This is a genomic window from uncultured Bradyrhizobium sp., assembly GCF_936928535.1.
Lineage (GTDB): Bacteria > Pseudomonadota > Alphaproteobacteria > Rhizobiales > Xanthobacteraceae > Bradyrhizobium.
Window position 1 is genome coordinate 1 of record NZ_CAKZHY010000011.1, and the last position, 23,668, is coordinate 23,668.

18 protein-coding genes and 1 pseudogene are annotated in these 23,668 nt (G+C 63.8%); 6 read left to right on the forward strand and 13 right to left on the reverse strand.

Going from position 1 to position 23,668, the window contains the following annotated elements:
- Positions 1 to 51 precede the first annotated feature (51 nt).
- From Q0687_RS00910 to Q0687_RS00925, 4 genes are all read right to left on the reverse strand, one after another.
- The gene (locus Q0687_RS00910; protein ID WP_298870993.1) at positions 52 to 987 is read right to left on the reverse strand and encodes an AEC family transporter; all 936 of its coding nucleotides are present in this window, start codon (positions 985 to 987) and stop codon (positions 52 to 54) included.
- A gap of 104 nt (positions 988 to 1,091) precedes the next feature.
- Positions 1,092 to 1,301 (reverse strand): hypothetical protein, encoded by a 210-nt coding sequence (locus Q0687_RS00915; protein ID WP_298870996.1) that lies wholly within the window; start codon positions 1,299 to 1,301, stop codon positions 1,092 to 1,094.
- Positions 1,298 to 1,462 carry a hypothetical protein gene (locus tag Q0687_RS00920; protein ID WP_298870998.1) on the reverse strand — a complete coding sequence of 55 codons (165 nt, stop codon included), beginning with the start codon at positions 1,460 to 1,462 and terminating at the stop codon, positions 1,298 to 1,300. Before Q0687_RS00920 ends, Q0687_RS00915 begins: the two co-directional genes overlap by 4 nt.
- 165 nt (positions 1,463 to 1,627) lie before the next feature.
- Entirely contained in the window at positions 1,628 to 3,178 is a 1,551-nt protein-coding gene (locus Q0687_RS00925) for a winged helix-turn-helix domain-containing tetratricopeptide repeat protein (RefSeq protein WP_298871001.1), read from the reverse strand.
- Positions 3,179 to 3,311: 133 nt separating this feature from the next.
- Here Q0687_RS00925 and mddA point away from each other — a divergent pair, with 133 nt between their 5' ends.
- Both mddA and Q0687_RS00935 read left to right on the forward strand, forming a co-directional pair.
- Complete coding sequence (gene mddA / locus Q0687_RS00930) at positions 3,312 to 4,100, forward strand: methanethiol S-methyltransferase (RefSeq protein ID WP_298871003.1); 789 nt, start codon at positions 3,312 to 3,314, stop codon at positions 4,098 to 4,100.
- Between the two features lie 104 nt (positions 4,101 to 4,204).
- Positions 4,205 to 4,627 carry a GFA family protein gene (locus tag Q0687_RS00935; protein WP_298871005.1) on the forward strand — a complete coding sequence of 141 codons (423 nt, stop codon included), beginning with the start codon at positions 4,205 to 4,207 and terminating at the stop codon, positions 4,625 to 4,627.
- A gap of 171 nt (positions 4,628 to 4,798) precedes the next feature.
- Here the strand turns inward: Q0687_RS00935 and Q0687_RS00940 are convergent, their stop codons facing one another.
- A complete protein-coding gene (locus tag Q0687_RS00940) occupies positions 4,799 to 6,373 on the reverse strand; it encodes a winged helix-turn-helix domain-containing protein (RefSeq protein WP_298871007.1) in 1,575 nt (524 codons plus the stop codon).
- A 348-nt stretch (positions 6,374 to 6,721) separates the two neighbouring features.
- Here Q0687_RS00940 and pcaB point away from each other — a divergent pair, with 348 nt between their 5' ends.
- The gene (gene pcaB, locus Q0687_RS00945) at positions 6,722 to 8,083 is read left to right on the forward strand and encodes a 3-carboxy-cis,cis-muconate cycloisomerase (protein WP_298871010.1); all 1,362 of its coding nucleotides are present in this window, start codon (positions 6,722 to 6,724) and stop codon (positions 8,081 to 8,083) included.
- 112 nt (positions 8,084 to 8,195) lie between these two features.
- A complete protein-coding gene (locus Q0687_RS00950) occupies positions 8,196 to 9,452 on the forward strand; it encodes an aminopeptidase (protein WP_298871012.1) in 1,257 nt (418 codons plus the stop codon).
- Between the two features lie 137 nt (positions 9,453 to 9,589).
- Here the strand turns inward: Q0687_RS00950 and Q0687_RS00955 are convergent, their stop codons facing one another.
- Complete coding sequence (locus tag Q0687_RS00955) at positions 9,590 to 10,147, reverse strand: hypothetical protein (protein WP_298871015.1); 558 nt, start codon at positions 10,145 to 10,147, stop codon at positions 9,590 to 9,592.
- A gap of 233 nt (positions 10,148 to 10,380) precedes the next feature.
- On the opposite strand from Q0687_RS00955, the gene Q0687_RS00960 reads away from it, so the two are divergent.
- Complete coding sequence (locus tag Q0687_RS00960; RefSeq protein WP_298871017.1) at positions 10,381 to 10,836, forward strand: cupin domain-containing protein; 456 nt, start codon at positions 10,381 to 10,383, stop codon at positions 10,834 to 10,836.
- Between the two features lie 74 nt (positions 10,837 to 10,910).
- Here the strand turns inward: Q0687_RS00960 and Q0687_RS00965 are convergent, their stop codons facing one another.
- The 7 genes and pseudogenes from Q0687_RS00965 to Q0687_RS00995 all read right to left on the reverse strand — a co-directional run bounded on the left by Q0687_RS00965 (position 10,911) and on the right by Q0687_RS00995 (position 17,840).
- Positions 10,911 to 11,963 (reverse strand): amidohydrolase family protein, encoded by a 1,053-nt coding sequence (locus Q0687_RS00965; RefSeq protein WP_298871019.1) that lies wholly within the window; start codon positions 11,961 to 11,963, stop codon positions 10,911 to 10,913.
- A gap of 109 nt (positions 11,964 to 12,072) precedes the next feature.
- Complete coding sequence (locus Q0687_RS00970) at positions 12,073 to 12,594, reverse strand: hypothetical protein (RefSeq protein ID WP_298871021.1); 522 nt, start codon at positions 12,592 to 12,594, stop codon at positions 12,073 to 12,075.
- 66 nt (positions 12,595 to 12,660) lie between these two features.
- On the reverse strand, positions 12,661 to 13,476 hold the full coding sequence (locus Q0687_RS00975) for an MBL fold metallo-hydrolase (RefSeq protein ID WP_298871023.1): 816 nt from the start codon (positions 13,474 to 13,476) through the stop codon (positions 12,661 to 12,663).
- Positions 13,477 to 13,569: 93 nt separating this feature from the next.
- Entirely contained in the window at positions 13,570 to 15,096 is a 1,527-nt protein-coding gene (locus tag Q0687_RS00980; protein WP_298871025.1) for a permease, read from the reverse strand.
- Positions 15,093 to 15,842 carry an ABC transporter ATP-binding protein gene (locus Q0687_RS00985; RefSeq protein WP_298871038.1) on the reverse strand — a complete coding sequence of 250 codons (750 nt, stop codon included), beginning with the start codon at positions 15,840 to 15,842 and terminating at the stop codon, positions 15,093 to 15,095. The genes Q0687_RS00980 and Q0687_RS00985 overlap by 4 nt, the downstream gene beginning before the upstream one ends.
- A gap of 128 nt (positions 15,843 to 15,970) precedes the next feature.
- Positions 15,971 to 17,015 (reverse strand): annotated as a pseudogene (locus Q0687_RS00990) (lysozyme inhibitor LprI family protein).
- 78 nt (positions 17,016 to 17,093) lie between these two features.
- On the reverse strand, positions 17,094 to 17,840 hold the full coding sequence (locus Q0687_RS00995; protein ID WP_298871032.1) for a transglutaminase-like cysteine peptidase: 747 nt from the start codon (positions 17,838 to 17,840) through the stop codon (positions 17,094 to 17,096).
- A gap of 625 nt (positions 17,841 to 18,465) precedes the next feature.
- Here Q0687_RS00995 and Q0687_RS01000 point away from each other — a divergent pair.
- The coding region (locus Q0687_RS01000) for a FecR domain-containing protein (RefSeq protein ID WP_298871035.1) at positions 18,466 to 23,668 on the forward strand (5,203 nt) is incomplete at its 3' end.

Below are 23,668 nucleotides of genomic sequence, written 5' to 3' on the forward strand. Positions count from 1 at the left end.
CCGAATCAACTCCGTGCGACGGAATCAGAGATCGCTAATTAGGTACAGACCCTAGCGCGTGCTCGTCGCGAGGCCCGAGAGCAGATAAAGCGCGACCAGCAAGGTCGCGACCGACAGCATCGTCGTGACCGAGACCGTGGCCGCAACCAGCTTCTCCTCGACCTTGTGTTCGTGCGCCAGCACGTAGACGGTTTTCGCCGTCGGCACGGCCGCACAGATGACGGCGGCCACGGTGTAGAGCGGATTGAGCCCCAAGATCATGCAGAGGGCGTAGACAATCAGCGGCATCACCACCAGCTTCACGGCCGCGAGCGCGAAAGATGTCCCAAGGCTGGATCGCAGGCTGTCGACGGATAGCCCAAGCCCGATGGCAAACAGCGCGCAAGGCGTGAGCGCCGCGGCGATCATGTTCAGATAGGCCGCGATGGCGGCTGGGATCGGCAGGCCGGTGATGGCCCAGACGAGGCCGATGAACGTCGACAGCACCATCGGATTGAGCAGGATCTGCTTTGCGAGCGCGGCGGAATGGGCAGTGCCGTGCGCGCTCCGTTCCAGCAGGATGACCGTGATCGGAAACATCACCGCAGCGACGAACACTGTTGCCACTGCTGCGGGCAAGACGGCGGGCTGGCCGTAGATCGCGTGCAGGATCGGCAGCGCCACGAAGCCCGTATTGGTCATCGCCGCCGCCATGCCCTGGATCGTGCTGCTGGCGAGATCGTGCCGTCCGCCTGCGCGGAGGGCGAGGAAGACCAGTGCGAAACAGATGAGGGATCCGCCGCCGAAGGCCAGCAGGAAACGCCATTCCAAGAGATTGCGTGCCGGCTCCTGCGCGATCGTGACGATCAGCAGCGCCGGCATCGCGACATTGTAGGCGAAATGCACCAGCGCGTCGGCGAGCGAGCGGGAGAGATAGCCCGACGCCCCGGCGAGCCATCCGGTGACGATGATCGCGAATACGGGAAGAACGAGGCTGGCGACCTCCATCCGGTGTCCCCTCTGCCGAGCAAGTTCGCCACTCTAGCTCGGCGATGCCTGCTCGTCACGATTCAACCGGATCGGGCCGACCCTGAAAGGGCGGCCCTGCGCCGCTAAATTCCGCGGCCGTTCTGCTCGCCGATCACGCAGCGCCAGGCCGCGAGACGTTCGGCCGGATGCTGGTTCATCCATTCGGCGAGCTGCGGCGCGCCCATCAGGCAAGACTGGACCGAGACCTGTGCAAAGTCGGAGCTGGTGACGAGCTGCTCGTGACAATTGCCCGGAGAGGCGAGGCTGCAGAGCACGGCGATGATCTTGATCATGCGAGATTGCCTCTCTCGCTCTGTCGCGCATTGGCTCCGCTCGACGAATCGCCGGACGGATCAGCCGGCGGGAAGATGCTGTCGTAGATCGCGCGCGCTTCCTGGATCAGACGAAGACGCTCGCGCTCGGACTTCGAGACAAACTGAATAATCTGGCCCATACTGGCCTCCAATAGATGTCAGATCCATCATCAGATGATGGAAATCATTTCATTCGCATGTGGGGTGCCGGCGTCATCGTTGCAGCCGGGCAGGCGGTCACATCAGATAAAATGCCCGTGACCGATCCGTTCCTAAGCGGATCGGGATACCCGGGGAACCGCGCCTCACCGCAACCCAGCGCGGCGAAATCCTTCCAGATAGTGCTCGCGATCCGCGTCATTCGCCCAAGGCAGCTGCGTTGCGATCCAGTTCAGTGAGATATTGGGCTGGGTACGGCGAAGCTCGCCCAGCGCCATGTCGGCAAGCGCGCCGTCGCCGGTCATGCCGGCGGAGACGGCGAGCACGCGATAGGCGCCGGTGAGATCGCCGCGATGGCGAATCGCCTCGCGCGCCAGCGCGATGGCCTCTTCATAATGCCGCTCGGTGAAGCGCGCATAGCCGGCGATGCCGTAATAGATCGCCAGCGACGGATCGCGCGGCGACAGCCTGATCGCCTTCTGCGCGGCCTCGAAGGAGTCGCTGGATCGTCCGGCATAGGACAGTGCCAGCGCGTAATAACCCTGCGCCAGCGAGAAGTTCGGATTGAGCGCGAGCGCCTGTTCGAACTCCGACAGCGCGTCGGTGAGCCGGCTCGTCGAGAAACAGACGCTGCCGAGCGCGGCATGGGCCCAGGCATTCTCGTGGTCGCAGCGCATCGCGGCGAGCGCGGCGTCCTCCGCGATCGGCGCCGTGGTGGCAAGCTCGGCCCAGCCCAGATGCACGCCGAACATGTGGCTCGCCGCCAGCACCGCCAGCGCCTGGCCATAGTCCGGGTCGATCGCGATCGCGCGTTCGAGCAGCTTCTGCGCCGCGGCGTGGTCCTGCGACGTGATCCGCCAGTAATGCGACAGCGCCTGCATCAGGAGGTCCCAGGCATCCAGGCTCGCCGGGGGCTTTCGGTGCGTGCGAAAGTTCTCCGCAGCGTGGATCTGCGGCTCGATCGCCGCGACGATGCGCTCGGTGATCTCGTCCTGCACGGCGAACACGTCGACCAGTTCGCGGTCGTAGCGCTCGGCCCAGAGATGGCCGCCGGTGGTGGCGTCGTTGAGCTGCGCGGTGATGCGCACGCGGTTGTCGACCTTGCGAACGCTGCCCTCGACGATGTAGCGGACGCCGAGCTCCTCGGCGATCTGCCGGATATGGACCGCGCGCCCCTTGTAGGTGAAGGACGAGTTGCGGGCGATCACGATGAACCAGCGCTGCTTCGACAGCGCGGTGAGGATGTCTTCGCTGATGCCGTCGCCGAAATAGTCCTGGGCGGGGTTGCCGCTCATGTTCTCGAAGGCGAGCACGGCGATGCCCGGACGGTCCGTCACGGCGCGTGGGGAACTGGGCGCGGCCTCTGCCGTCGCAGGCTTCGCGGCCGCTTCCTCCCGGACATCGCCGACGAAACGAAAGCCCTTGCGCGGGATCGTCTTGATCAACCGCTGCGTCGCGCCGTCGTCGCCGAGCGCCTTGCGCACGGCATTGATACGGCTGTTCAGCGCGGAATCCGAGACGATGCGGTCGCTCCAGATCTGGCTGATCAGATCGTCCTTGCTGACGACGCGGGTGCGTTCCGCAACGAGATAAAGCAGGAGATCGAACACCTGCGGCTGCAGCGACACGGTCGTCCCGGCGCAGGTCAGTTCGCGCAGGTCGCCGTCGAGCACATTGTTTTCAAAGATAAATCGCACGTTTTTGTCGTCTCAAGCAAAAATCAAAGTCGTCTCAGCCGAAAATCAACCGTCCGCGAAAGTCTTCTGGCCTCCGATCCCGCATGGTGCAGACACCAAACAGTGCCGATGCCTCGGCACAACGGAGCTTTCTATGACCCAACTCGATCATCAGGTTCATTCCATCAGCCCGGAGATTGCGGGCTCACGTATTTTCAAGGTCATCGCCTTTCTTTACGGAATTGCGGCATACCTCGTGTTTTTCGTCACCATCCTCTATGCCATCGGCTTTGTGATGGGGTTGGTGGTGCCGAAGACCATCGACACCGGGACCGATACGCCGACCGTCGAAGCAGTGATCATCAATCTGTTGCTGATGACGCTGTTCGCCATTCAACACAGCGTGATGGCGCGCCAGCGCTTCAAGGCGTGGTGGACGCAATTCGTCCCCAAGCCGGTCGAGCGCTCAACCTATGTGCTGTTCGCGAGCCTGTCATTGCTCCTCCTGTTCTGGCAGTGGCGTCCGTTGCCGTCGGTCGTATGGGACGTCGATAGTCCCGATCTTGCCGTGACGCTGGTCACGCTGTCCTTCGCGGGCTGGGTGCTGGTGTTCACCTCGACCTTCATTATCAATCACTTCGAATTGTTCGGATTGCATCAGGTGACCAACCATCTCATCGGCAAGCAGCCGGAGCCGGCGCGGTTCAAGACGCCGCTGCTCTACAAATTCATCCGTCATCCGATCTATCTCGGCTTCATCATCGCCTTCTGGACGGCACCGACCATGACCGCAGGCCATCTGCTGTTTGCAGCCGTGACCACGGCCTACATTTTCGTCGGTATCGCCCTGGAGGAACACGATCTCGTCGATCTTTTCGGCGACGAGTATCGGCAGTACAAACAACGGGTGTCGATGCTTATTCCCTGGCGCCGGTCAATCTAGCCGTTGCGTGCTCCGCCACGCGTCCTCCGAACGGACGATGCGTGGTCGGGCTCCCTTTGTAACCCAAGAATTTCTATCCCAATCCCATCTCAGGAGAGACCAAGATGAAACATGTCGGACACTGCTTCTGCGGCGCGGTCACGATCGAGGTCACCGGCGAACCGGCGGCCATGGGCTATTGTCACTGCCGTTCGTGCCGCTCGTGGTCGGGCGGGCCGGTGAACGCCTTCAGCCTGTGGAAGCCCGAAGCCGTGCGTATCACCGAAGGTGCGCAGAACGTCGAGACCTTCGCCAAGACGCCGCTCAGCCAGCGCAAATATTGCCGGAAGTGCGGCGGTCATCTCATGACCAATCATCCGCCGCTCGATCTGATCGACGTGTTCACGGCGACCATCCCGACGCTCGCCTTCACTCCCGGCGTTCACGTCAACTATTCCGAGACGGTACTGCCGATGCGCGACGGCTTGCCCAAGCTGAAGGATTTTCCCGCCGAGTTCGGCGGCAGCGGTGAGATGATGCAGGAGTAGGAGACATTCCCTTCCCTTCTCCCCTTGTGGGAGAAGGTGGCGCGAAGCGCCGGATGAGGGGTTCTATCCACCTGCACGATTGCTCGTGAGGATAGATACCCCTCACCCGGCCTCGCTTCGCGAAGCCACCCTCTCCCGCAAGGGGAGAGGGTGCACCGACCAGGTGGCAATCTACTCCATCCCCGCGCGCCGAAATCCTTCGAGGTAATGCGCGCGGTCCTCTTCGCGCAGCATCGGCAGCTCCCGGGTGAGCCAGGCGAGCGAGATGCCGGGCTGGGCGCGGCGCAAGCCTTCCAGCGCGGATGCGGCCAGGAGGGGATCGCCGGACATGCCGGCGGCCGCCGTCAGCACGCGATGTGCGCCGACGAAATCGGCCCGCTGCCGCATCGATTCCCGCGCCATGTGCATGGCTTCCTCGTAATTGCGGCCGATGAACTGGGCATAGGCCACGACACCGCAATAGATCGCCGCGAGCGGATCGCGCGGACTGAGCCGCAGCGCGCGGCGCGCCGCGGAATCGCCGTCCTGCCATCGTCCGGCGTAGCACAGCGTGACGCCATAGAAGGCGTGCGCCATCGCGAAATTCGGGTTGAGCGTCCACGCCTGCTCGAATTCCGCCAGCGCGTCATCGAAGCGGCGGCGGAACAGATAGGTATAAGCGAGGCCGTGATGGGCCCAGGCATCGTCGCGGTCGGCTTCCACCGCGGCGAGTGCTGCGGCTTCCGCCACGGGGACAGTCGCGCCCATGTCGGCCCAGCCCATATGCGCGCCGAAGATATGGCTGGTCGCGAGCAGGCCAAGCGCCTTGCCATAGGCGGGGTCGATCGCGATCGCCTGCTCGAGCAGCCGCTGTGCCGAGGCATTGTCCTCGCGCGTGATGCGCCAGTAATGCGACAGCGCGCGCATCACGAAATCCCAGGCGTCTAGGCTGCCCGGCGGCTTTTGCTGGGCGCGAAAGCTCTCGGCGGCATAGAGCTGCGGCTCGATCGCGGCGACGATGGCTTCGGTGATCTCGTCTTGCACGGCGAAGATGTCGGCGAGCTCGCGATCGTAGCGCTCGGCCCAGAGATGGCCGCCGGTCGAGACGTCGTTGAGCTGGGCGGAGATGCGTACACGGTCGCCGCTTCGCCGCACGCTGCCCTCGAGCACGTAGCGGACGCCGAGCTCGCGCGCGATTTCGCTCAGATGCACGGCGCGTCCCTTGTAGACGAAGGATGAGTTGCGCGCGACGACGAAGAACCAGCGCAGCTTCGACAGCGCCGTGATGATGTCTTCGCTGATGCCGTCGGAGAAATAGTCCTGCTCCCGGTCGCCGCTCATATTGGTGAAAGGCAGCACGGCAATGGCGGGACGATCCGGCAGCGCAGGCGTCGCGTACGACGCTGTGACGCTGTGGCGCAGCTCCGTCGGCACGCCTCCGGACATCTTGCCCGCGGACTTGGTCTCGACGTTGCCGACGAAGCGAAAGCCCTTTCGCGCGATGGTGCGGATCAGCGACTGGTTCGCGCCGCTGTCGCCGATCGCCTTGCGCGCTGCGTTGATCCGGCTGGTCAAGGTCGATTCGGAGACGCTGCGGCCGTGCCAGATCTTGTCGATCAGCTCGTCCTTGCTGACGACCCGGTCGCGGTTTTCCATGAGATGGACGACGAGATCGAAAACCTGCGGTTCCACGGCAATGGGAACCTGCTCGCGGCTCAGCTCGCGCAAGTCGGTATCGAGCAGGTGATCCCGGAACAGAAACTGCACGTCGAAAACTCAGACCTCACGGCGACTTCAGGCAATGAAGAAATCAAAACCGATTTCGACTTGAAGTCTGTGAGTCCGCCGGAAGGTCGACTTGGTTCACCGCGACATCAGTATGGCTGCCATGCCATTTGCGCGGAGGAATACAACCTGAATTAGAATGTGGCGGTCTTGGGCTGCCTTGGTCAGATTGTCGCGGCCGCCTCATCGTCGTCCTGGCTCCCCTGCGCAACTGCCAGGACGACGCTGAACGTGACGCCGAACATGTGCCGAACCGTGAATGTTCATTGCCGAACGCTGCGGCCCGCGTAAGCTATCCCCACACATAACAACAGTCGTAAAGAAACGCCCATGCCTGCCTTTCCTGCCTCGACCACCGTGCTCGACTCCATGCTGTTCCGCGATGCCTTCGGCACGCCTGCAATGCGCGCGGTGTTTTCCGACGTCGCGCTCGTCGCGCGTTACGCCGAGGTCGAGGTGGCGCTGGCGAAGGCGGAGGCGCGATGCGGCGTGATCCCGCGGGACGCAGCCGATCAGATCGCGGCGCGGACTGATGTCGCCGCGCTTGATTTCCATCTGTTGCGGCAGGAGACCGACATCGTCGGCTATCCGATCCTTCCTTTGGTGCATCAGATGGTGAAGCAGTGCGGCGAGGCCGGCCGCTACGTGCATTGGGGCGCGACCACGCAGGATATCATGGACACCGCCGTGGTGTTGCAGCTGCGCGCCGGCTTCGAGATCATCGAACGCGACATAGCGGAGCTGCGCAAAATCCTCGCCGACCTCTCCAGGCGCCATCGCGACACGCCGATGGCGGGGCGCACCCATCTCCAGCAGGCGCTGCCGGTGACCTTCGGCTACAAGACGGCGATCTGGCTCGCGATGTTCGACCGCCACGCCGAGCGTCTGACGCAATTGAAGCCGCGCGTGCTGGTCGGCCAGTTCGCGGGCGCCGCCGGCACGCTGGCCTCCCTCGGCGACAAGGGGTTCGAGGTGCAGGAAGCGCTCTGCGCCGAACTGAAGCTCGGCGTTCCCGCCTCGACCTGGCACGTCGCGCGCGACGGCTTTGCGGAGGCCGTGAATTTCCTCGCGCTCGTCACCGGCTCGCTCGGCAAGATCGCGCTCGACATCATGATCATGGCATCGACCGAGTTCGCCGAGGTCTACGAGCCGTTCGTCAAGGGGCGCGGCGCCTCCTCGACCATGCCGCAGAAGCGCAATCCGATCTCCTCGGAGCTGATGCTGGCCGCGTCCAAGGCCGTGCGCCAGCACGCCGGCCTGATGCTGGATGCCATGGTCCAGGATTTCGAGCGCGCCACCGGTCCGTGGCACGCCGAATGGATGGCAATCCCCGAAAGTTTCGTGCTGACTGCCGGCGCTCTGCACCAGGCGAAGTTTGCGCTGGCGGGCCTGATCGTGGACGACAGGAAGATGAACGACAATCTCGGCCTTAGTCGTGGTCTGATTGTGGCCGAAGCGGTCATGATGGGGCTGGCGCCGCAGATGGGCCGGCAAGATGCGCACGACGTGGTCTACGACGCCTGCCGGCTCGCCAACGAGGAGGGCCTGACCCTTGCGGACGCGCTCTCCTCCGATACCCGCGTCTCTGCCAGGATCGATCGCGCCGCAATCGAGGCTCTCACTTCACCGAAAAATTACCTCGGCCTTGCGCCTGCCATGGTCGATCGGGTGCTGAAATCGGCAACGCGTTGAAAACCAAAATGCGTGAAACTCCGTACCTTTCAGGTCTCGCAAGGCGCTCGCACACTTGTGCCCCGTGATGCTAGACTTAGATTGAACGAGAGATTCCGACAGAGGGCCCGGCATGACCGATCAACGCAATTCCGCCAATTCCATCGATCCCGTGAAACTCGACCGGCTGGCCGAGGTGGCGGTGAAGGTGGGACTGGGCTTGCGGCCGGGACAGGATCTTCTTTTGACGGCGCCGGCGACCGCGCTGCCGCTGGTGCGGCGCATCGCCGTGCACGCCTACAAGGCCGGCGCCGGTATCGTGACGCCAATCCTCTCCGACGAGGAGATGACGCTGGCGCGCTACCGCTACGGCCAGGACAACAGTTTTGATCGCGCCGCCAACTGGCTATACGAGGGCATGGCGAAAGCGTTCTCCGACAACACCGCGCGGCTCGCCATCGTCGGCGACAATCCGATGCTGTTGTCGGGCGAGGATCCGTCCAAGGTCGCACGCGCCAGCAAGGCCAATTCGATGGCCTATCAGCCGGCGCTGGAGAAGATCGTCAATTTCGACACCAACTGGAACATCATCGCCTATCCGAGCCCGTCCTGGGCCAAGCAGGTCTTCCCGGACGATTCGGAAGAGGTCGCGATCGGCAAGCTCGCGGATGCGATCTTCGCGGCATCGCGGGTCGATCGCGAGGATGCGATAGCCAATTGGGCGAGCCACAACGCGGTGCTGCGCGAGCGCACCAACTGGCTCAACGGCCAGCGCTTCCGCGCGCTTCAATATTCTGGACCGGGCACTGATCTCACCATCGGGCTTGCCGACGGCCATGAATGGGAAGGTGGTGCCTCCTCGGCCAAGAACGGCATCAGCTGCAATGCCAACATTCCGACCGAAGAGGTCTTCACCACGCCGCATTGCCGGCGGGTCTACGGTCATGTCGTGAGCTCGAAGCCGCTGTCCTACCAGGGCACGCTGATCGACAACATCGCGGTGCGCTTCGAGGACGGCAAGATCGTCGATGCCAAGGCCTCGCGCGGCGCGGAAGTGTTGAACAAGGTGCTCGACACCGACGAGGGCGCACGACGGCTCGGCGAGGTGGCACTGGTGCCGCATTCCTCGCCGATCTCGCAGAGCGGGCTGTTGTTCTACAACACGCTGTTCGACGAGAACGCGGCATCGCACATCGCGCTCGGCCAGTGCTATTCGAAGTGCTTCATCAATGGCGCTCAGCTCACCCCGCAGCAGATCGCCGCGCAAGGCGGCAACCAGAGCCTGATCCATATCGACTGGATGATCGGCTCTGCCGAGACCGACATCGACGGCATCCTGGCCGATGGCAGCAAGGTGCCGGTGTTCCGCAAGGGCGAGTGGGTGAAGTAGCGCCTGTTGTGGCGCATTCTTCGAGACGCCCGCTTCGCGGGCTCCTCAGGATGAGACCTTGCGTCGTCGCGAAATCTTAGACCCTCATGGTGAGGAGCGCCGCGTTGCGGCGCGTCTCGAACCATGAAGGCCGAGACCTAAGCCGCCGCGTTGCGTAGCATCGGATTGTTGTCGATGCTGAAGCGGTTGAACAAGGTCGTGAAAGGGCTGCCGTCGGTGGCCCGCACGATGGCGTCAGATGCCGCGACGGCCTGGTAGAGCGCCTCGACCGGATCGTCCGCCTCCGGCAGGTCGAGGCGCGATCGGATTTCCTCTCTCGCCTCGTTGACGTCGTCCTCGTCGTCGAGCGTCGCTTCGAGCGCATCCGCCGCGCGCCGCATCTCCTGGAGATCGCCGCCGGCGGAGAATTTGAGGATGTCGAGCCAATAGGGGCGGGCAACGACGAGCTGGATGAAAGCCTCGAAGCTCTCGGCGATCACGCCCGCGCGACCTTCCGACGAGACGTACAGCACATGTTGCGACGGCAGCAGCACGAAGGCGCCCCCTGAGGCGTCACTGCCGATCTGCCGGGGGCTTTCGACACCGTCGACGATGAACCAAAGCTCCTCGTCCGGTGCGAACGAGACATCAAGGCTGCCGAGCCAGGCGACGACTTCGCCTTGGGCTGTCAGGGCCTCCGGGGTCAGGGGCATCATGGGCTCCTTCTCAGGTCTTTCCGCGCACTTTGTCGCACCCCGGAAAAGATGGGTTCATATGCACGAATTTGCAGGAGAATCGGGACGATAACCGGTCTGCATCTGCAACTTGCGGTGGATTGTCGGTGCCTGCGTAAGGAAGAATTAAAAGCCGCGGACTAGCGTTCCAAACATCTTTCGAAACAATCCGGGGTTAAGCCCGGTTAATCATATTATACCTCCTGAGGAAGCAGATGTCGCGGGCATTGATTGAAATTGGTAGTTGCAACGTGGATCTCGAGCTGCGGCCGATCGAGCCGGCCTGGATCATCGAAGGCAACCCGGTGTCGCGCTCGCACATCCTCTCGACCAGCTCGGATGGCACTTCCTCGACCATCATCTGGTCCTGCACCGAAGGCCGCTTCAACTGGTACTACGATTTCGACGAGACGATCATGATCCTGGAAGGATCGATCGTGCTCGAAAGCGACGGCATGCCGCCGAAACGCTACGGCGTGGGCGACGTCATCTTCTTCCGCGACGGTGCGCATGCCAAGTGGCATGTCGAGGGCCACGTCAAGAAGATCGCCTTCTGCCGCAAGACCAACCCTGTCGTCATCGGCTTCATGGTGCGCGTCGTCAACAAGCTCAAGCGCATGTTCCTGTCGCCCGGCGAGCGCCGTCCTGCGACGCTCATGGGGGCCGGCTAGTCAATTCAAAGGACGCTTCCCAGCGGCCACGACGGAAGAGGGGGCGGGAGCAACATCCCCGCCCCTCTTTTGCGTCATGACGGCAGTTCGAGCCGGTAAAAGTCCTTGGCGGTCTGGGAGAAAAGGGCCGTCTTCTCCGCATCGCTGAGGGATGCCGCGATGCGCTTGAAGGCGTTGAAGATCACCTGATAGCTGCACTGGCCCTTGTCGGGCGGGAAATTGCTTTCGAACATCGCGCGCTTTGGCCCGAACGCCTCGATGCAGGTCTCAACATAGGGCTTCCACGCCGTGGCAAGCTGCTCGGATGACGGCGGCCTCTCGCGCAGATGGAAGTCGTAGCCGAGCAGGCACATTGCGAGCCCGCCAAGCTTCACCACCACGTTCTCGCAACGCGCGATCTCCTGGATCGAGGCGCGCCACTCCGAAAACACCTCGTCGCGCCGCCCGGCAAAGCGGCCGACGCCGGCCGGCCCGCCGCAATGGTCGAGCACGATTCTGGTGTGGGGGAAGGCGCGCGCGAGCTCGGTGAGCTCGCCGATCTGCGGATGAAACAGCCAGGCATCGAAGCTGAGGCCGAGCGGCGCAAGGCAGGCAAAACCCTTGCGGAAGGTGGGATCCTGCAACAATCCCTTCGGCCGGTTCGCGTACATGCCGGCGACGACGGGGTCCTCGTCCCAGGCGGAGGAATGCCTGATGCCGCGGAAGCGGCCATTGCCGGCGGCGATCTCCGCCTCGAGCACGGGCCTTGCCGCATCGCCGAGCAGCAGGTTCACATGGCTGACGATGCCGGCGCAGATTGCGGCCTGACCGTAGCCACCGCTCGCGCTCATCGCCGCGACGCCATTGGCGAACTCGACCTCGCCGACGGGCCGGAAGGCCTCGGGCCCGTGCGCGCGATACATCGAGCGGCAATCGACATAGACCGTCGCGATGACGTTGTGACCGGAGGCGATGTCGGCGGCCATCTCCTCGATCAGATAGCGCTGGCCGCGATTCCAGAGATGATGATGTGGATCGATGATCGGCCTCGAGGGATCGATGACCTCTTCCTGATATAGCGCGAGCCAGTCCTCGCGCGGTTCGACGAAGAGCCCGCTGGTGTTGGCGGGCAGACCGCTTGCAGCCATCGAATTTCGCTCCCTCATGTTTATCGCGGGAGCCTAGCACCTCATTTCGTCACGCAGCAGCGCGCGTTGCGCAACCACGCCCTCCGTCGCGAGCACGGCGGCGTTGTCATCAACCCTTGCGCCGCGTCGCCCTGACATCGACCGCCAGTCGCCAATCATGTGCCGCCGCGGGCTTGACCTCGCCGAGCCAGTGAAAGGAATCGTCCGTGATTTCAACGAAACTCCAGCGGGTGAGGTCACCGGATTCGGTCGTGCCCTCCTGCACGATGTCCTCGCCGCGCGGACGGCCGATCTGCTGGCGGAACACACAGCGTCCCGGATCGACCCAGGAAATCCGCCACGCGGAAATGGTGGGATCGTAGACGCGCAACGTCGTGCCGTACCAATTGCCGGCGATCGGGAATGCAAGGCTACCCGCAGGGCGCGGGATCAGCCAAACGTCCTGAATGGCGCGCCCCTCCAGCACCCAGCCGAAATGGATTTCGCCGGGGGCTATGTGTTTCGTTCCGTCAGCGCCGTGAGCCGTGATCTCGGCATCCCAATCGCCGACGAAGCGGCCGTAGAGTTGAAGCGCCGCTGCGTGTTCGGGGTTGGGGCCGTCCGCGTGCAATGATCTCTCAAAGTCGGTCATGTCGATCTCCTGTTCGCCGAGGAGATCAGCACGAGCGGCCGCGCTCCGACTTGGAGAAAATTGCCGTCAGACCCCGTCGAGGATGATCACCGTGGGTGTCGTCGGCAGCGTCTCCCGCGAGACCCGCAGGGAACGCTCGGTGCGCCGGTCGATCTCGAACTGCTTGCCGATGCGTTGCATGAACTCGTCGAGCGGGGTGGCAAAGCGGTGCATCGGCAGCACCACGGAAGCGCGCAGCCGTTTGGTGATCTCCGAGACGCCGTCGAGCGACATGGTGTAGGTGCCGTCGATCGGCACCATCACGATGTCGAGCCGCCCGATCTGGGCAAAATGGCTGTCGTCGAGCTTGTGGTGGAGATGGCCGAGATGGCCGATGCAGAGGCCGGCGACCTCGAAGATGAAGATCGAATTGCCATCGCGGATCATGTCGGTGCCGGAATCATCGCCGAAATAGCGGCGGATGTCGGTGGTGACGTTGCGGATGAAAGTGTCGCCGATGCGCTCCGAAATGACGGCCGGCTTGCCGTTCTCGCCCCAGCCATGCAGCACATGGGGAATGCGCTTGTCCGGGTTGAGGGAATAGTGCGTGCTGTGCGCGCGGTTCATGGTGACGACGTCGGGCAGCCGGCCGACCTGATAGGCGCCGCTGTAGTCGGTCGCAATGCGCACGCCGCCCGGCGTGTCGATGAAATAGGTGGAGTGGCCGGCATAGGTGATCTCGACCTCTGGCGCGGCCGCCGCTTGCCGGAGCGCAATGGGCATCGCGCGAGGCGCAGCGTTCGCCATCGCCAGGCATTCGCTGCGCTGAGGCGGCTGCTGGGCGAGGGCAGGTGAGAGACACGCGCTCAACAGCGCAAAGGCCGCCGAAATGAAACGCCGCATGAATCCGTCCCCGATGATTTCAGGCGAAAGTTTAGCGTGCAAATCGGCGTGTCGCCAACAGGACGCGATCAACAGCGCGTCAGTGTCGCACCGTCACTCGCGCTTTGGGCTGAACTTCCAGGTCATGGCCACCAGGCCAGCGGTGATCAGGCCGCTGACGATGCCGGCGGTCGGCAGCGTCAGCAGCAACGCGGCGGTGGCGGCCCAGCCGATCGAGGAAAACGCTTCGGCGAAGGTCGCAAGCCGCGACGAGGTCTGGCGGCGGCGGAACTGGCTGCGTCGCGCCTGGACGCGGAACCAGAGCTGGATCGCGGTGGCGGAGGCTGCGCCAACGATGATCATGGCCGCCGTGATCGCAGCCTGGAATGGCGAAGCGAACACCAGCGCGGCCACCAGCGGGCTGAAGATGATCGCGATCGCAATCAGCACCACCTCGATCTTGGCACGGATGACGCTGGTGGGCGTCAGCGGCGCAGTCGCAACCAGATCGGGGGCGTCTTCGCCCGAGATCGTCAGCCAGGCGAGCCCGCCGGCGAGCTGACCCGCGGCCATCACGATCACGGGCGTGATCAGCGTCAGCGCCGCCGAGCTGTCGCCAAAGCTGCGCCAGAGCAGCAGCGCCGGCGGCACCAGATAGAGCAGCTGCATCAGGGTCTGCGAGATCAGCCAGGGGTCGCGACAGAGCAGCACGAATTCCTTGCGCCGCAGCGCCTGTTGCCGCGAGCCGCCGCGGAACGGACGTTCCCTGGCGCGCTTGCGGCTGGATGTGCCATAGGCGGCGGCGTCGATCGCGGTATCGGCGAAGCGGCCTGAGAAGATCGCCATCACGCATCCGAGCAGCACCAGCCCCAGCGCAAGGAGCAGCAGCAGTGCCTCGCTGTCGCCCATGGTGGCCCGCGCCGGCCACCACCAGATGCTGTCGATGTCGGGCGCGTGCGCGGCGAGGGTGCCCGAGGTCAGGATGGTGAAGCGCGACAGCGTGCCATAGGAGATGATCGCCGCGACCTGGAGCGCGATCACGAAGCCGGCGCCGATGATCGCGGCCAGGATCTGCGCCACGAAGCGCGTTCGCGCCGGGCCGATCAGGCGAAACAGCAGGATGGTGACGGCGATCGCGATCGCCGCGGCCGACAGGCCCATCGCGACGACCACGCCGAAGGCGCTGAGCCAGCGCGCACCGCCGCCGATCACCAGCACGTCGATGAACGGCGTCGAGAACAGCAGCGCCATCACCGTGACGGTGAGCGCGATCGCGGCGATGCGCACCGAGAACAGATTGGCGAGTGTCGCCGGCGAGGACATGATGAGATCGAGATCGGCGCGGGCGTAAAACACCCGCGTCACCGATTCGATCGCCTGCGACACCATCAAGGTCCAGGCGAGGAAGATCGTCGCCGAGATCACGATCAGCGAGGACTTATCCAGCGGCAGCTGCAGATTGGCAAAGCGGCCGATCACCGCCCAGGCCGGCACATGCAGCAGCGCGGCGAAGAACAACAGGCCGATCACCGCAGCGCGGGCGCGCCGGCGCCGGCCGCCGGTCATCATGGCGAACCATTCGCGCCAGGCGAGCCGGAGCTCGTGGCGGGCAAACCAGGAGAGCGCGGTCGCGGAGCTCATGCGGCGTCCTGGAGCGTCACCAGGGCGATGAAGAGATCTTCCAGGCTGGTGTCGGCATGGCCGTTCTGCTGGCGCAGCTCGGTCAGCGTGCCTTCGGCAACGAGGCGGCCCGCGGCGATCACGCCGATGCGGTCGGCCATGCGCTCAGCGACCTCGAGAATATGCGTCGTCATGATCACGGTGCAGCCGGCGCGGACGCGCTCGCCGAGCAACCCCTTCACATGCCGGGCCGAGACGGCATCGAGGCCCGTGAGCGGCTCGTCGAGGATGATGAGGCGCGGATCGTGCACCAGCGCGCCGGCAAGGGCCACCTTCTGGCGCATGCCCTTGGAGAAACCTTCGCAGCGCTCGTGCCGGTGCGGCTCTAGTCCGAGCGAGCTCACCAGCTCCTCGGCGACCGGTTTCGAGACCGAGGGCGCAATGCCCCAGAGACCGGCGACGAATTCGAGATATTCGAGCGGGGTGAGCTTGTCATAGATCATCGGCTCGTCCGAGACCCACGCCATCACCTGCTTGGCCGCCACGGGGTCTTGAAGCGCATCGATGCCGAAGATCGAGACGCCGCCGTCATCGGGCCTGAGCAGGCCCGCAACCATGCGTAAGGTGGTGGTCTTGCCCGCGCCGTTGGGCCCGACCAGCGCATAGAATTCGCCGGCATGAACGGTGAGATCGAGGCTGTCGACCGCCAAACGGTCAAAACGCTTCGTTAACCCTCGGACTTCGAGCGCCGAGCTGTCCGGCTTCATCACGGCCACACCATCCGGTTTTGCATCGGTCGCGACCATGACCCGAAGATGTTTCGTCCCAGTGAATCGCGCTGCCGCAAATGCGGTCACCTGCAAATGGGAGCGCGGCAGCGCTCCGTAAAGAGCGCTTACGATCCCCCGCCCGCGGTGCCTGAATTCACCGGCGCCAGCTCGTCTTCGCGGCAACGCCAGCCGTCAGCCGCTTTCACGAAGGCAAAGGTGCGTTGGATCCGCAAGCGGCGGGTGACATTGAAAGCCGCTGCGGAGCGCTCTTTGTTGACGGTGCCCGGTTGCGGGCGGCCGGTCGCGGCGTCCCAGCAGGTGCCGGTGCAGCTGGATGCGACCCTGCTGCAGGTGGTGAAAGGCGCCAGCACGACCATCTCGATCTCGCCGGTGACCTGCGCCTCCTGGTCATTCACCTGGCTGTCGAGCGCGTAGACGCGGTTGATGCGGAGGAAATTGCCGCACGAATTGGCGGCGTGGATGCGCGCGGCGCAGAAGTCGACGGCGTCGGTGTTGGGCTCCTTGGCCGCGACCTGCCGGCCGAACACCTTCCTCGGATCGCCCTTCGCGGCAGCGATCTCGTCGCCCTTGTGCTTCAGATAGTCGGCGAGACAATCTTCTGCGGAACCGAGCTCCTGCGGCGGCACGTTCTCCTTGCCGACCAGATTGCACTTGCGATCACGCTCGCGCGTCCAGCGGCCATACTCCGCGAAGGCAAAGCGTGCGGCGGTCGGGTCCAGCCTGCCGATCAGTGCGAGCACCTGGCTGTTCAGCTCGGTCTCGGTCAACGCCAGCGACGGGTCCGCGCAGATCAGCGCGCCGGCCGCGGTGTTGGCTGCGAGGCAGTCGAAATCCGGATCCCGCACGATCGCCGCGCGCTCCTCGGTCACCTTGAGCAGGCAGGCCTTGACGCGATCGAAATCGTCGGCGCGAACAGCGGTCTGGCCGACGATCCCGCAGCCGAGATTGCGCTGGCGATTCCAGATCGCGTTCTCCTCGATCGCGGGCAGGCGATCGGGCAGGCGGGCGAGCCGTGCCTCGACCGCGGATCTGCTGGCAATTGTTCTGGTTGAACAGGGGCAGCCTGTCGGCGATGGAAGGAGCGGATGACTGCGCCAAGCCTGGCGCTGGCGTCAGCAGCGCAAGCAAAATCAACACCAACAACCGCATTCCAGTCGCCCCCGGTCATTCCGGAACCCATGCTAGCGTCCCGGCTGACGCGACGAAATGGGTTTGTGGGCTACAAGTTCAATGCGCCTCGGTCGACACGCGCTGGATGTCGACGCCCGCAAGGCGCACGGGGTCGCCGACATATCTCAGCACGGCGGACTGGTAGAGCACGAACAGCGGCTGGTAGTTGCGCGCCTCGTCATCCTCGACCATCGCCATGCGACGGTTATCCAGCATCAGCCAGTGGCCATCGAGCCTTGCGGAGGCAATGGCATGCCCTTCGCCGCTGCGGGTGTCCCGCACCACGACGAGGCGGAGATCGTCGGCGGCGACACCGGCAAGCCTCAACGCGGCTAGCTTCGCGATGGCGTAATCCTCGCAATCGCCGGCACCGCGCTGGAAGGTCTCGAGCGGCGAGCTCCAGATGTCTTCGGCGCCGTCACTTTCGGCACGGATGGCGAGGTTGATGGCGCGGTTGGTATCGCCCAGCAAGGCGCGGCCGTTGCGGCTGCGGGCCTCGTCGACGATGGCGAGCAGCTTCAGCGCCGCCGGCGATGCGCAATGCTCGCGGTCGCCGTCGCACAGCGCCAGCTGCACCATGTCGTCGTCGAGCTTCTCCTTTAGTCCGAGCCATTTTTGCCGCAAGCCACCGCTGGAAATGGCAAAGGCGAACACGCCGAACGGCTCGGCCGATTTGCGAATGAGCGCGCCCGCGCCCGGCGACAGCAAACTGGCTGCGCGAAGATCGGCGGCCGATCCGAACAGGATCAATCCGCACAGCACCAGGATAGCGCGCCAGGCGTGCGCGCGAGCGGCGGTCTCCATCTGACATCCCCTTATCCGGCTTCGCCTGGTCCCCTCGACCTCAACGTGCCGGGCTTGTTGCTTTCGCGGAGATAGTGCGAGACGGGCCGTTTTGTTCTGCTTAACGCGCTCGGCAGGGGGCCCAATAGCGTGGGGCACGCTGAACCGTGCCTTCCGGGACTCCGTAAAATTTTACAGGCCGAGGTGAGAAGCACAGCAGGGCCTTTGCCGCCGCGAAATCGACCGAATTGCAGTCGGAAGTTGTGGGGCGGCTGATTCTGCCTCTATGGCTAATGACCAGCTATTTCACGGGTTCTGTTAGTTGGGTCACAGATTTAGCTCCGTATTTGCCGCAGTATGGCGCGGGGTACTACGAAGAAAAGATGACACAAGTATCCGATGAACGGTTAATACATGCGAATTGTTGATTTGGTGGGAAATAGACTTGAGAGAGCGACGATTTACTCGGTATCCGCGCGAGATTTAATTTAATTAATCTTCGGATGTCGCCGTAAGCATAGGCTTCCGTCGCCAAGTGATACGAAATCACACAAGCAATAGATGGTTTCGCTAAGGACTTGGTAATGCTATGCAAGCTTAGGCGATCGATACTTACTTAGATTTTAACCCTTTTCACGGTGCCCGGTTGAATTACGCTGGCAAATTTGACGCCGCGCTCACCTTGGATGGCCAGGGTTTCCATTCGCCCGCCGATGGTCATCACGAGTCCTTTACCGCCAAGGCACATGGCCACGTGCCTGACGGCGCTGTTGTCATTGCCGATCCCAATCTGATCTTCCACGGCGAGTTCAAGCGCACCGGCAGCGATCTCGTGCTCTCGCACGACGGCCACGAGTTCGTCGTTCACGATTACTTCAGGGGCGACAAGCGCGCGGCGATCGCCTCGCCCGACGGTGCTCATCTCACCGGTGACATCGTCAGCGCGCTCACGGGGTACGTCCAGGTCGCACAGGCTGCGCCCGATGCGACCGCGGCGCAGGTCATCGGCCACGTCACCAAGCTGACCGGCAGCGCGACCGTCGTCCGGAACGGCGTCTCGGTCATCCTCAACAACGGCGACAACGTCGAGAAGGGCGACGTGGTCTCGACCGGCTCGGACTCGACGCTCGGCATCACCTTTATCGACGGCACCGTGTTCGGCCTGTCCTCCAACGCGCGGATGGTGCTGAACGAGATGGTCTACGACCCCAACGGGTCGAACAATTCCTCGCTGCTCAGCCTGGTCGCGGGCACCATCACCTTCGTTGCCGGCGAGACCGCCAAGCACGGCGACATGAAGATCGACACGCCGGTCGCCACCATGGGTATCCGCGGCACGGCGGTGCTGACCGAGATCAATTTCGTCGTTCCCGCCGGCGGCGGTGATCCGCAGCCGCAGGCGAACTTCCAGGTGCTGGTCGAGCCGAACGGCACCACCGGCTCCTACATCCTGTTCGACAAGCTGACGCTGCTGCCGATCGCGACGGTCAACCAGGCCGGCCAGATGATCCAGATCAGCGGCGGCAACGTCTCGGTGACCAATGCGCTGTTGTCGCCGGACGTGCAGAAGCTGATCAACGACGTATTCACGCTGAAGTTCACCGACAACAACACCAACACCAAGCTCACCAATAACTCCACCGACAGCATCACGCAGGACGGCAACATCGTCCTGATCAAGACGCAGGACGGCACGACCGCGCAGGCGACCTTTACCAACACCAACACCGTTGGCGGTACGGCGCAGGGCGGGTCCGACAAGGGCGGGGTCGACCGCATTCCGGGCGCGCCCTTCGCGAGCGTCCTCGATGGCAACGGCAATGTGGTGACTGCGTTCGCCGTGACTGAGCACGCGAACGCGACCGGCGATCGCGCCGACACCACTGGCGATGCCGTGCCTCAAGATATCATCGTCTTCAGGGTCAACTTCGTCGACCAGAACCTGGGCGATCGGCCGACCGTGTCGGTGGACGTCGATCCGTCGAAATACACCTACACGGACTCCGCGCATCACGACGTCACCGCCTCGCTTACGGCTCTCCAGAAGCAGGATATCGCCGCGACGCAGGTCAAGATCGCTGTCGTCGCCGACGGCGGCAATAATAACAATGGCTCGGCGGGCTTGACGTACACGATCCCCGATCATGCCTTCGACTTCCTCGCCGACGGCGAGACGCTGACGCTGACCTACATCGTCAGCGTCAACAACAATTTCTCGGTCCAGCCCGAAACCAGGACCATCCCGATCACCATCACGATCACGGGCACCAACGACAAGCCGGTGATCACGACCGGCGTCCCGACCATCACTTTCTCCGGCGGCACCAGCGTGCCGGGCGGGCCGCTCACCACGAACGTCCCGACCACCGGCACCCTGACCTTCAAGGATGTCGACCTCACGGACACCCACACCGCGTCCGTGGCGCTGACCAGCGCGACCTTGCCTGATGGCACCAGTGTGCCTCGCGGCCCGCTTGCCGCGTTCCAGAGCGCCATGTCGGTCGCGATCGCGAACGGCCTGGATTCAACCGGCACCGGTACCGGCACCATCAATTGGTCGCTGGCCGATCTGCCCGTCTACCTCGCCGACTTCATCCCGAAGGGCGAAGTGCTGACGCTGGTCTACACTGTGACGGTCGCTGACGAGCACGGCGCGACCTCGCAGCAGACCATCACCGTCACGATCACGGGCACCGACGCCCCGGCGGTGGTTTGGATCGCGACGAACCAGACCTCGGGCGGCTTCTGGAAGGACGCCGCGAATTGGGAAACCGGCACGGTTCCGACCAGCAGCGACGATGTCATCGTCATTACCGATCAGCTGCACGGGCTGACGCCGTCCTACCCCGTTACGATCGACATCGCGGCCTTCGGCAAGTCGCTGACGATGGATGATTACGACACGACGGTGCACCACACCGCGCCTGAGGTGATCAACCACGGCACATTGACGCTCGCGGGCAAGCTTACGCTCAATGCCGATGCGAAGTTCACCAATGCTGCCGATGGCGCCGTCTTCGTCGGCGGCGAGATCGATGTCGAGACGATCACGAGGCCGACGTCCGGCGTGGTCGTTACCAACACCGCCACGATCACCAATGCCGGCACGCTGACGCTGGCAGCGGGCGGTGTGATCGACACCCTGACGACAATTTCCAATTCCGGCAAGATCGAGCTGTCGGGCGGAACGCTGACGCTGGATACCGGCATCGCCAATGCCGGCGGTACCGTGCATGTCGGGTCCTTCGCGACGCTGGTCGCCAACGCCGTGACGATTGACGGCGGCACGGTCAATATTTCCGGCACGCTGGAGCTCGACGGCATCAACCTGATCGAGAACGGCACGCTGAACAATTCCGGCGTAGTCAATGTCAAGGGTGCGGCGGAGTTCGCCGGCGAAACCGGCTCCAACAACGCCGGCGGCGTCATCGAAGTATTTGCGCATGACACGCTGACGATCGACAATGGCTCCCACATCAACAATGCCGGCGACGTCAAGGTCGATGCCAACGGCAAGCTGACCGTCAATGGCGCGACGATCGACGGCGGCGCGATTACCGTCATCGAGACACCGGTGCTGGTCAATGCCGAGAGCGATAGCGGCGGCAGCACGTTCACATTCATTTACAACTCGGCCAGCGGTACCGTCACGAACAATGGCGAGCTCGATCTCTCAGGCAACGGGGTGCTCAGCAACGGCGAACTGAAGAACAATGGCGTGCTCGACGTCAGCGGCACCGGCAATGCGCTGAACGGCGAGATGGTCACCAATGCCGGCACCATCGAGGTGCTCACAGGGGCACTTGCGATCGGTCCGGGCTCGACTGTCGATAATTCCGTCGGCAACGTCATTGTCGATGCTGCGCTGACGCTAGACGGCGCCACGATCAGTGGCGGCGCCGTCGAGGGTGGCGGCAGCATTGACGTGACCGGCGCCAGCAAGATCGACCAGGGGGCCACGCTCACCGTCGCCACAGTCACGGCCGACGCCAAGCTGACGCTGGATGGCATCACGGTGTCGGGCTCTGTGATCACCGACAATGCCAGCATCGAGCTCGACAACACGGTCAAGCTTCAGGACAGCGCCAAGATCCAGGGCGGGCCTGTCACCAACAACGGCACTCTGGAGATCTCCGGTCCTGCGACGCTGCTCAATGACGTCGTGACCAACCACGGCACGGTTAAGGTCGACGGCGGCCAGACGCTGACAATATCGGGCACGGAGATTTCCGGTGGCGCCGTCAACGGCGCCGGCACGATTGACGTCACTGGCGCCACGAAAATCGATGGCGGCGCGACCTTGAGCACGAGCGCAGTGACGGTCGAAGCGGGCACGACCCTGACGCTCGACACCGCCACGGTCGACGGCACGACGATCTCGGACAAGGGTAGCATTACAATCGATGGCACCGTGAAGCTCACCGGCGGCGCGGTGATCAAGGGTGGCGCGAGCGTTTTCGCTCCCAGCGGTGGCAGCCCCGCTTCCGTGGAGTTCAACTGGGGGCAGCTCGGCACCGCATTCACCACACTCGGCAGTCCGCAGCAGGTCGTTGCGACCGATGGCACCGCCGGCACGGTCTCTTCCGCCGGCAACGTCCTCGAAAGGCTTGATCAGGGTTTTGGTTGGTCCGGGAATTTCGCGCCAGGCACCCACCTGTTGTGGGATGCCCAGAACGGCCCCGACATCACCATCAAATTCGTAACGTCGGTCTCTTCGGCGGGTGCGCAGATCCAGGCCGACTATTACGGCAGCTTCACCGCCGAGATCATTGCCTATGACCTCGGCGGCAACGTCATCGGCACCGTCACTGAAGGCGGCGTGAGCAATGGCAACGGCGACGATTCGGCGATCTTCATCGACCTGATCAGCGGCAGCGCCAATATCGCCATGGTCAAGTTCTTGCTGACCAGCGCGACATATGCGCCGAATGATTTTGCCATCGGCCCGGTCCAATTCTCCGAGGGCCCTTCCGTCGGAGGAAGCGGCCCGATCATCAACAACGGCACGATGGAGATCCAGGGCGCGGCAACGCTGCTCGATGACATCGTGACCAATCATGGCACGGTGTCGGTCGATGTCGGCCAGACGCTGACGCTGTCGGGCACGGAAATCAGCGGCGGCTCGATCGCCGGTGCCGGAACCATCGACGTCACCGGCGACAGCGTGATCAACGGCGGTGCAACGCTGAGCACCAGTTTCGTTACGGTCGAAAGCCTCCAGGGCTTGATGCTCGACGCAATGGCGGTGGATGGTACGACCATCACCGATAAGGGCAGCATCGAGCTGGACAACACCGTCAAGCTCCAGGACGGCGCCACGATCCAGGGCGGCCCCGTCGCCAACAACGGCAAGCTGGAGATATCAGGCGCCGCGACGCTGCTCAACGACGTCGTCACCAATAACGGCACCGTTCAAGTCGACGGCAGCCAGACGTTGACGCTGTCGAACACCGAAATCTCGGGCGGCGCCATCGACGGCACCGGCACGATCGACGTCACGGTCGCCAGCAAGATCGATGGCGGCGCGACGCTGAGCACGAGTGCGGTCATCGCCGATGCCAAGCTGACGCTGGACGGCATCACGGTCTCCGGGTCTGTGATCACTGATAATGTCAGCGTCGAGCTGGACAACACCGTCAAGCTCCAGGACGGCGCCAAGATCCAGGGCGGCCCCGTCACCAACAACGGCAAGCTGGAGATCTCGGGGGCCGCGACGCTGCTCAATGACGTCGTGACCAATAACAGCACCGTTCAAGTCGACGGCAGCGAGACGCTGACGCTGTCGAACACCGAGATCTCGGGCGGCGCCATCGACGGCACCGGCACGATCGACGTCACGGTCGCCAGCA

Excerpts from the sequence above, each read along its gene's own strand:
- Q0687_RS00910 (WP_298870993.1), bottom strand. The coding sequence starts at position 987 with ATGGAGGTCGCCAGCCTCGTTCTTCCCGTATTCGCGATCATCGTCACC.
- Q0687_RS00915 (WP_298870996.1), bottom strand. The coding sequence starts at position 1,301 with ATGATCAAGATCATCGCCGTGCTCTGCAGCCTCGCCTCTCCGGGCAAT.
- Q0687_RS00920 (WP_298870998.1), bottom strand. The coding sequence starts at position 1,462 with ATGGGCCAGATTATTCAGTTTGTCTCGAAGTCCGAGCGCGAGCGTCTT.
- mddA (WP_298871003.1), top strand. The coding sequence starts at position 3,312 with ATGACCCAACTCGATCATCAGGTTCATTCCATCAGCCCGGAGATTGCG.
- Q0687_RS00935 (WP_298871005.1), top strand. The coding sequence starts at position 4,205 with ATGAAACATGTCGGACACTGCTTCTGCGGCGCGGTCACGATCGAGGTC.
- pcaB (WP_298871010.1), top strand. The coding sequence starts at position 6,722 with ATGCCTGCCTTTCCTGCCTCGACCACCGTGCTCGACTCCATGCTGTTC.
- Q0687_RS00950 (WP_298871012.1), top strand. The coding sequence starts at position 8,196 with ATGACCGATCAACGCAATTCCGCCAATTCCATCGATCCCGTGAAACTC.
- Q0687_RS00955 (WP_298871015.1), bottom strand. The coding sequence starts at position 10,147 with ATGATGCCCCTGACCCCGGAGGCCCTGACAGCCCAAGGCGAAGTCGTC.
- Q0687_RS00960 (WP_298871017.1), top strand. The coding sequence starts at position 10,381 with ATGTCGCGGGCATTGATTGAAATTGGTAGTTGCAACGTGGATCTCGAG.
- Q0687_RS00965 (WP_298871019.1), bottom strand. The coding sequence starts at position 11,963 with ATGGCTGCAAGCGGTCTGCCCGCCAACACCAGCGGGCTCTTCGTCGAA.
- Q0687_RS00970 (WP_298871021.1), bottom strand. The coding sequence starts at position 12,594 with ATGACCGACTTTGAGAGATCATTGCACGCGGACGGCCCCAACCCCGAA.
- Q0687_RS00975 (WP_298871023.1), bottom strand. The coding sequence starts at position 13,476 with ATGCGGCGTTTCATTTCGGCGGCCTTTGCGCTGTTGAGCGCGTGTCTC.
- Q0687_RS00980 (WP_298871025.1), bottom strand. The coding sequence starts at position 15,096 with ATGAGCTCCGCGACCGCGCTCTCCTGGTTTGCCCGCCACGAGCTCCGG.
- Q0687_RS00985 (WP_298871038.1), bottom strand. The coding sequence starts at position 15,842 with ATGAAGCCGGACAGCTCGGCGCTCGAAGTCCGAGGGTTAACGAAGCGT.
- Q0687_RS00995 (WP_298871032.1), bottom strand. The coding sequence starts at position 17,840 with ATGGAGACCGCCGCTCGCGCGCACGCCTGGCGCGCTATCCTGGTGCTG.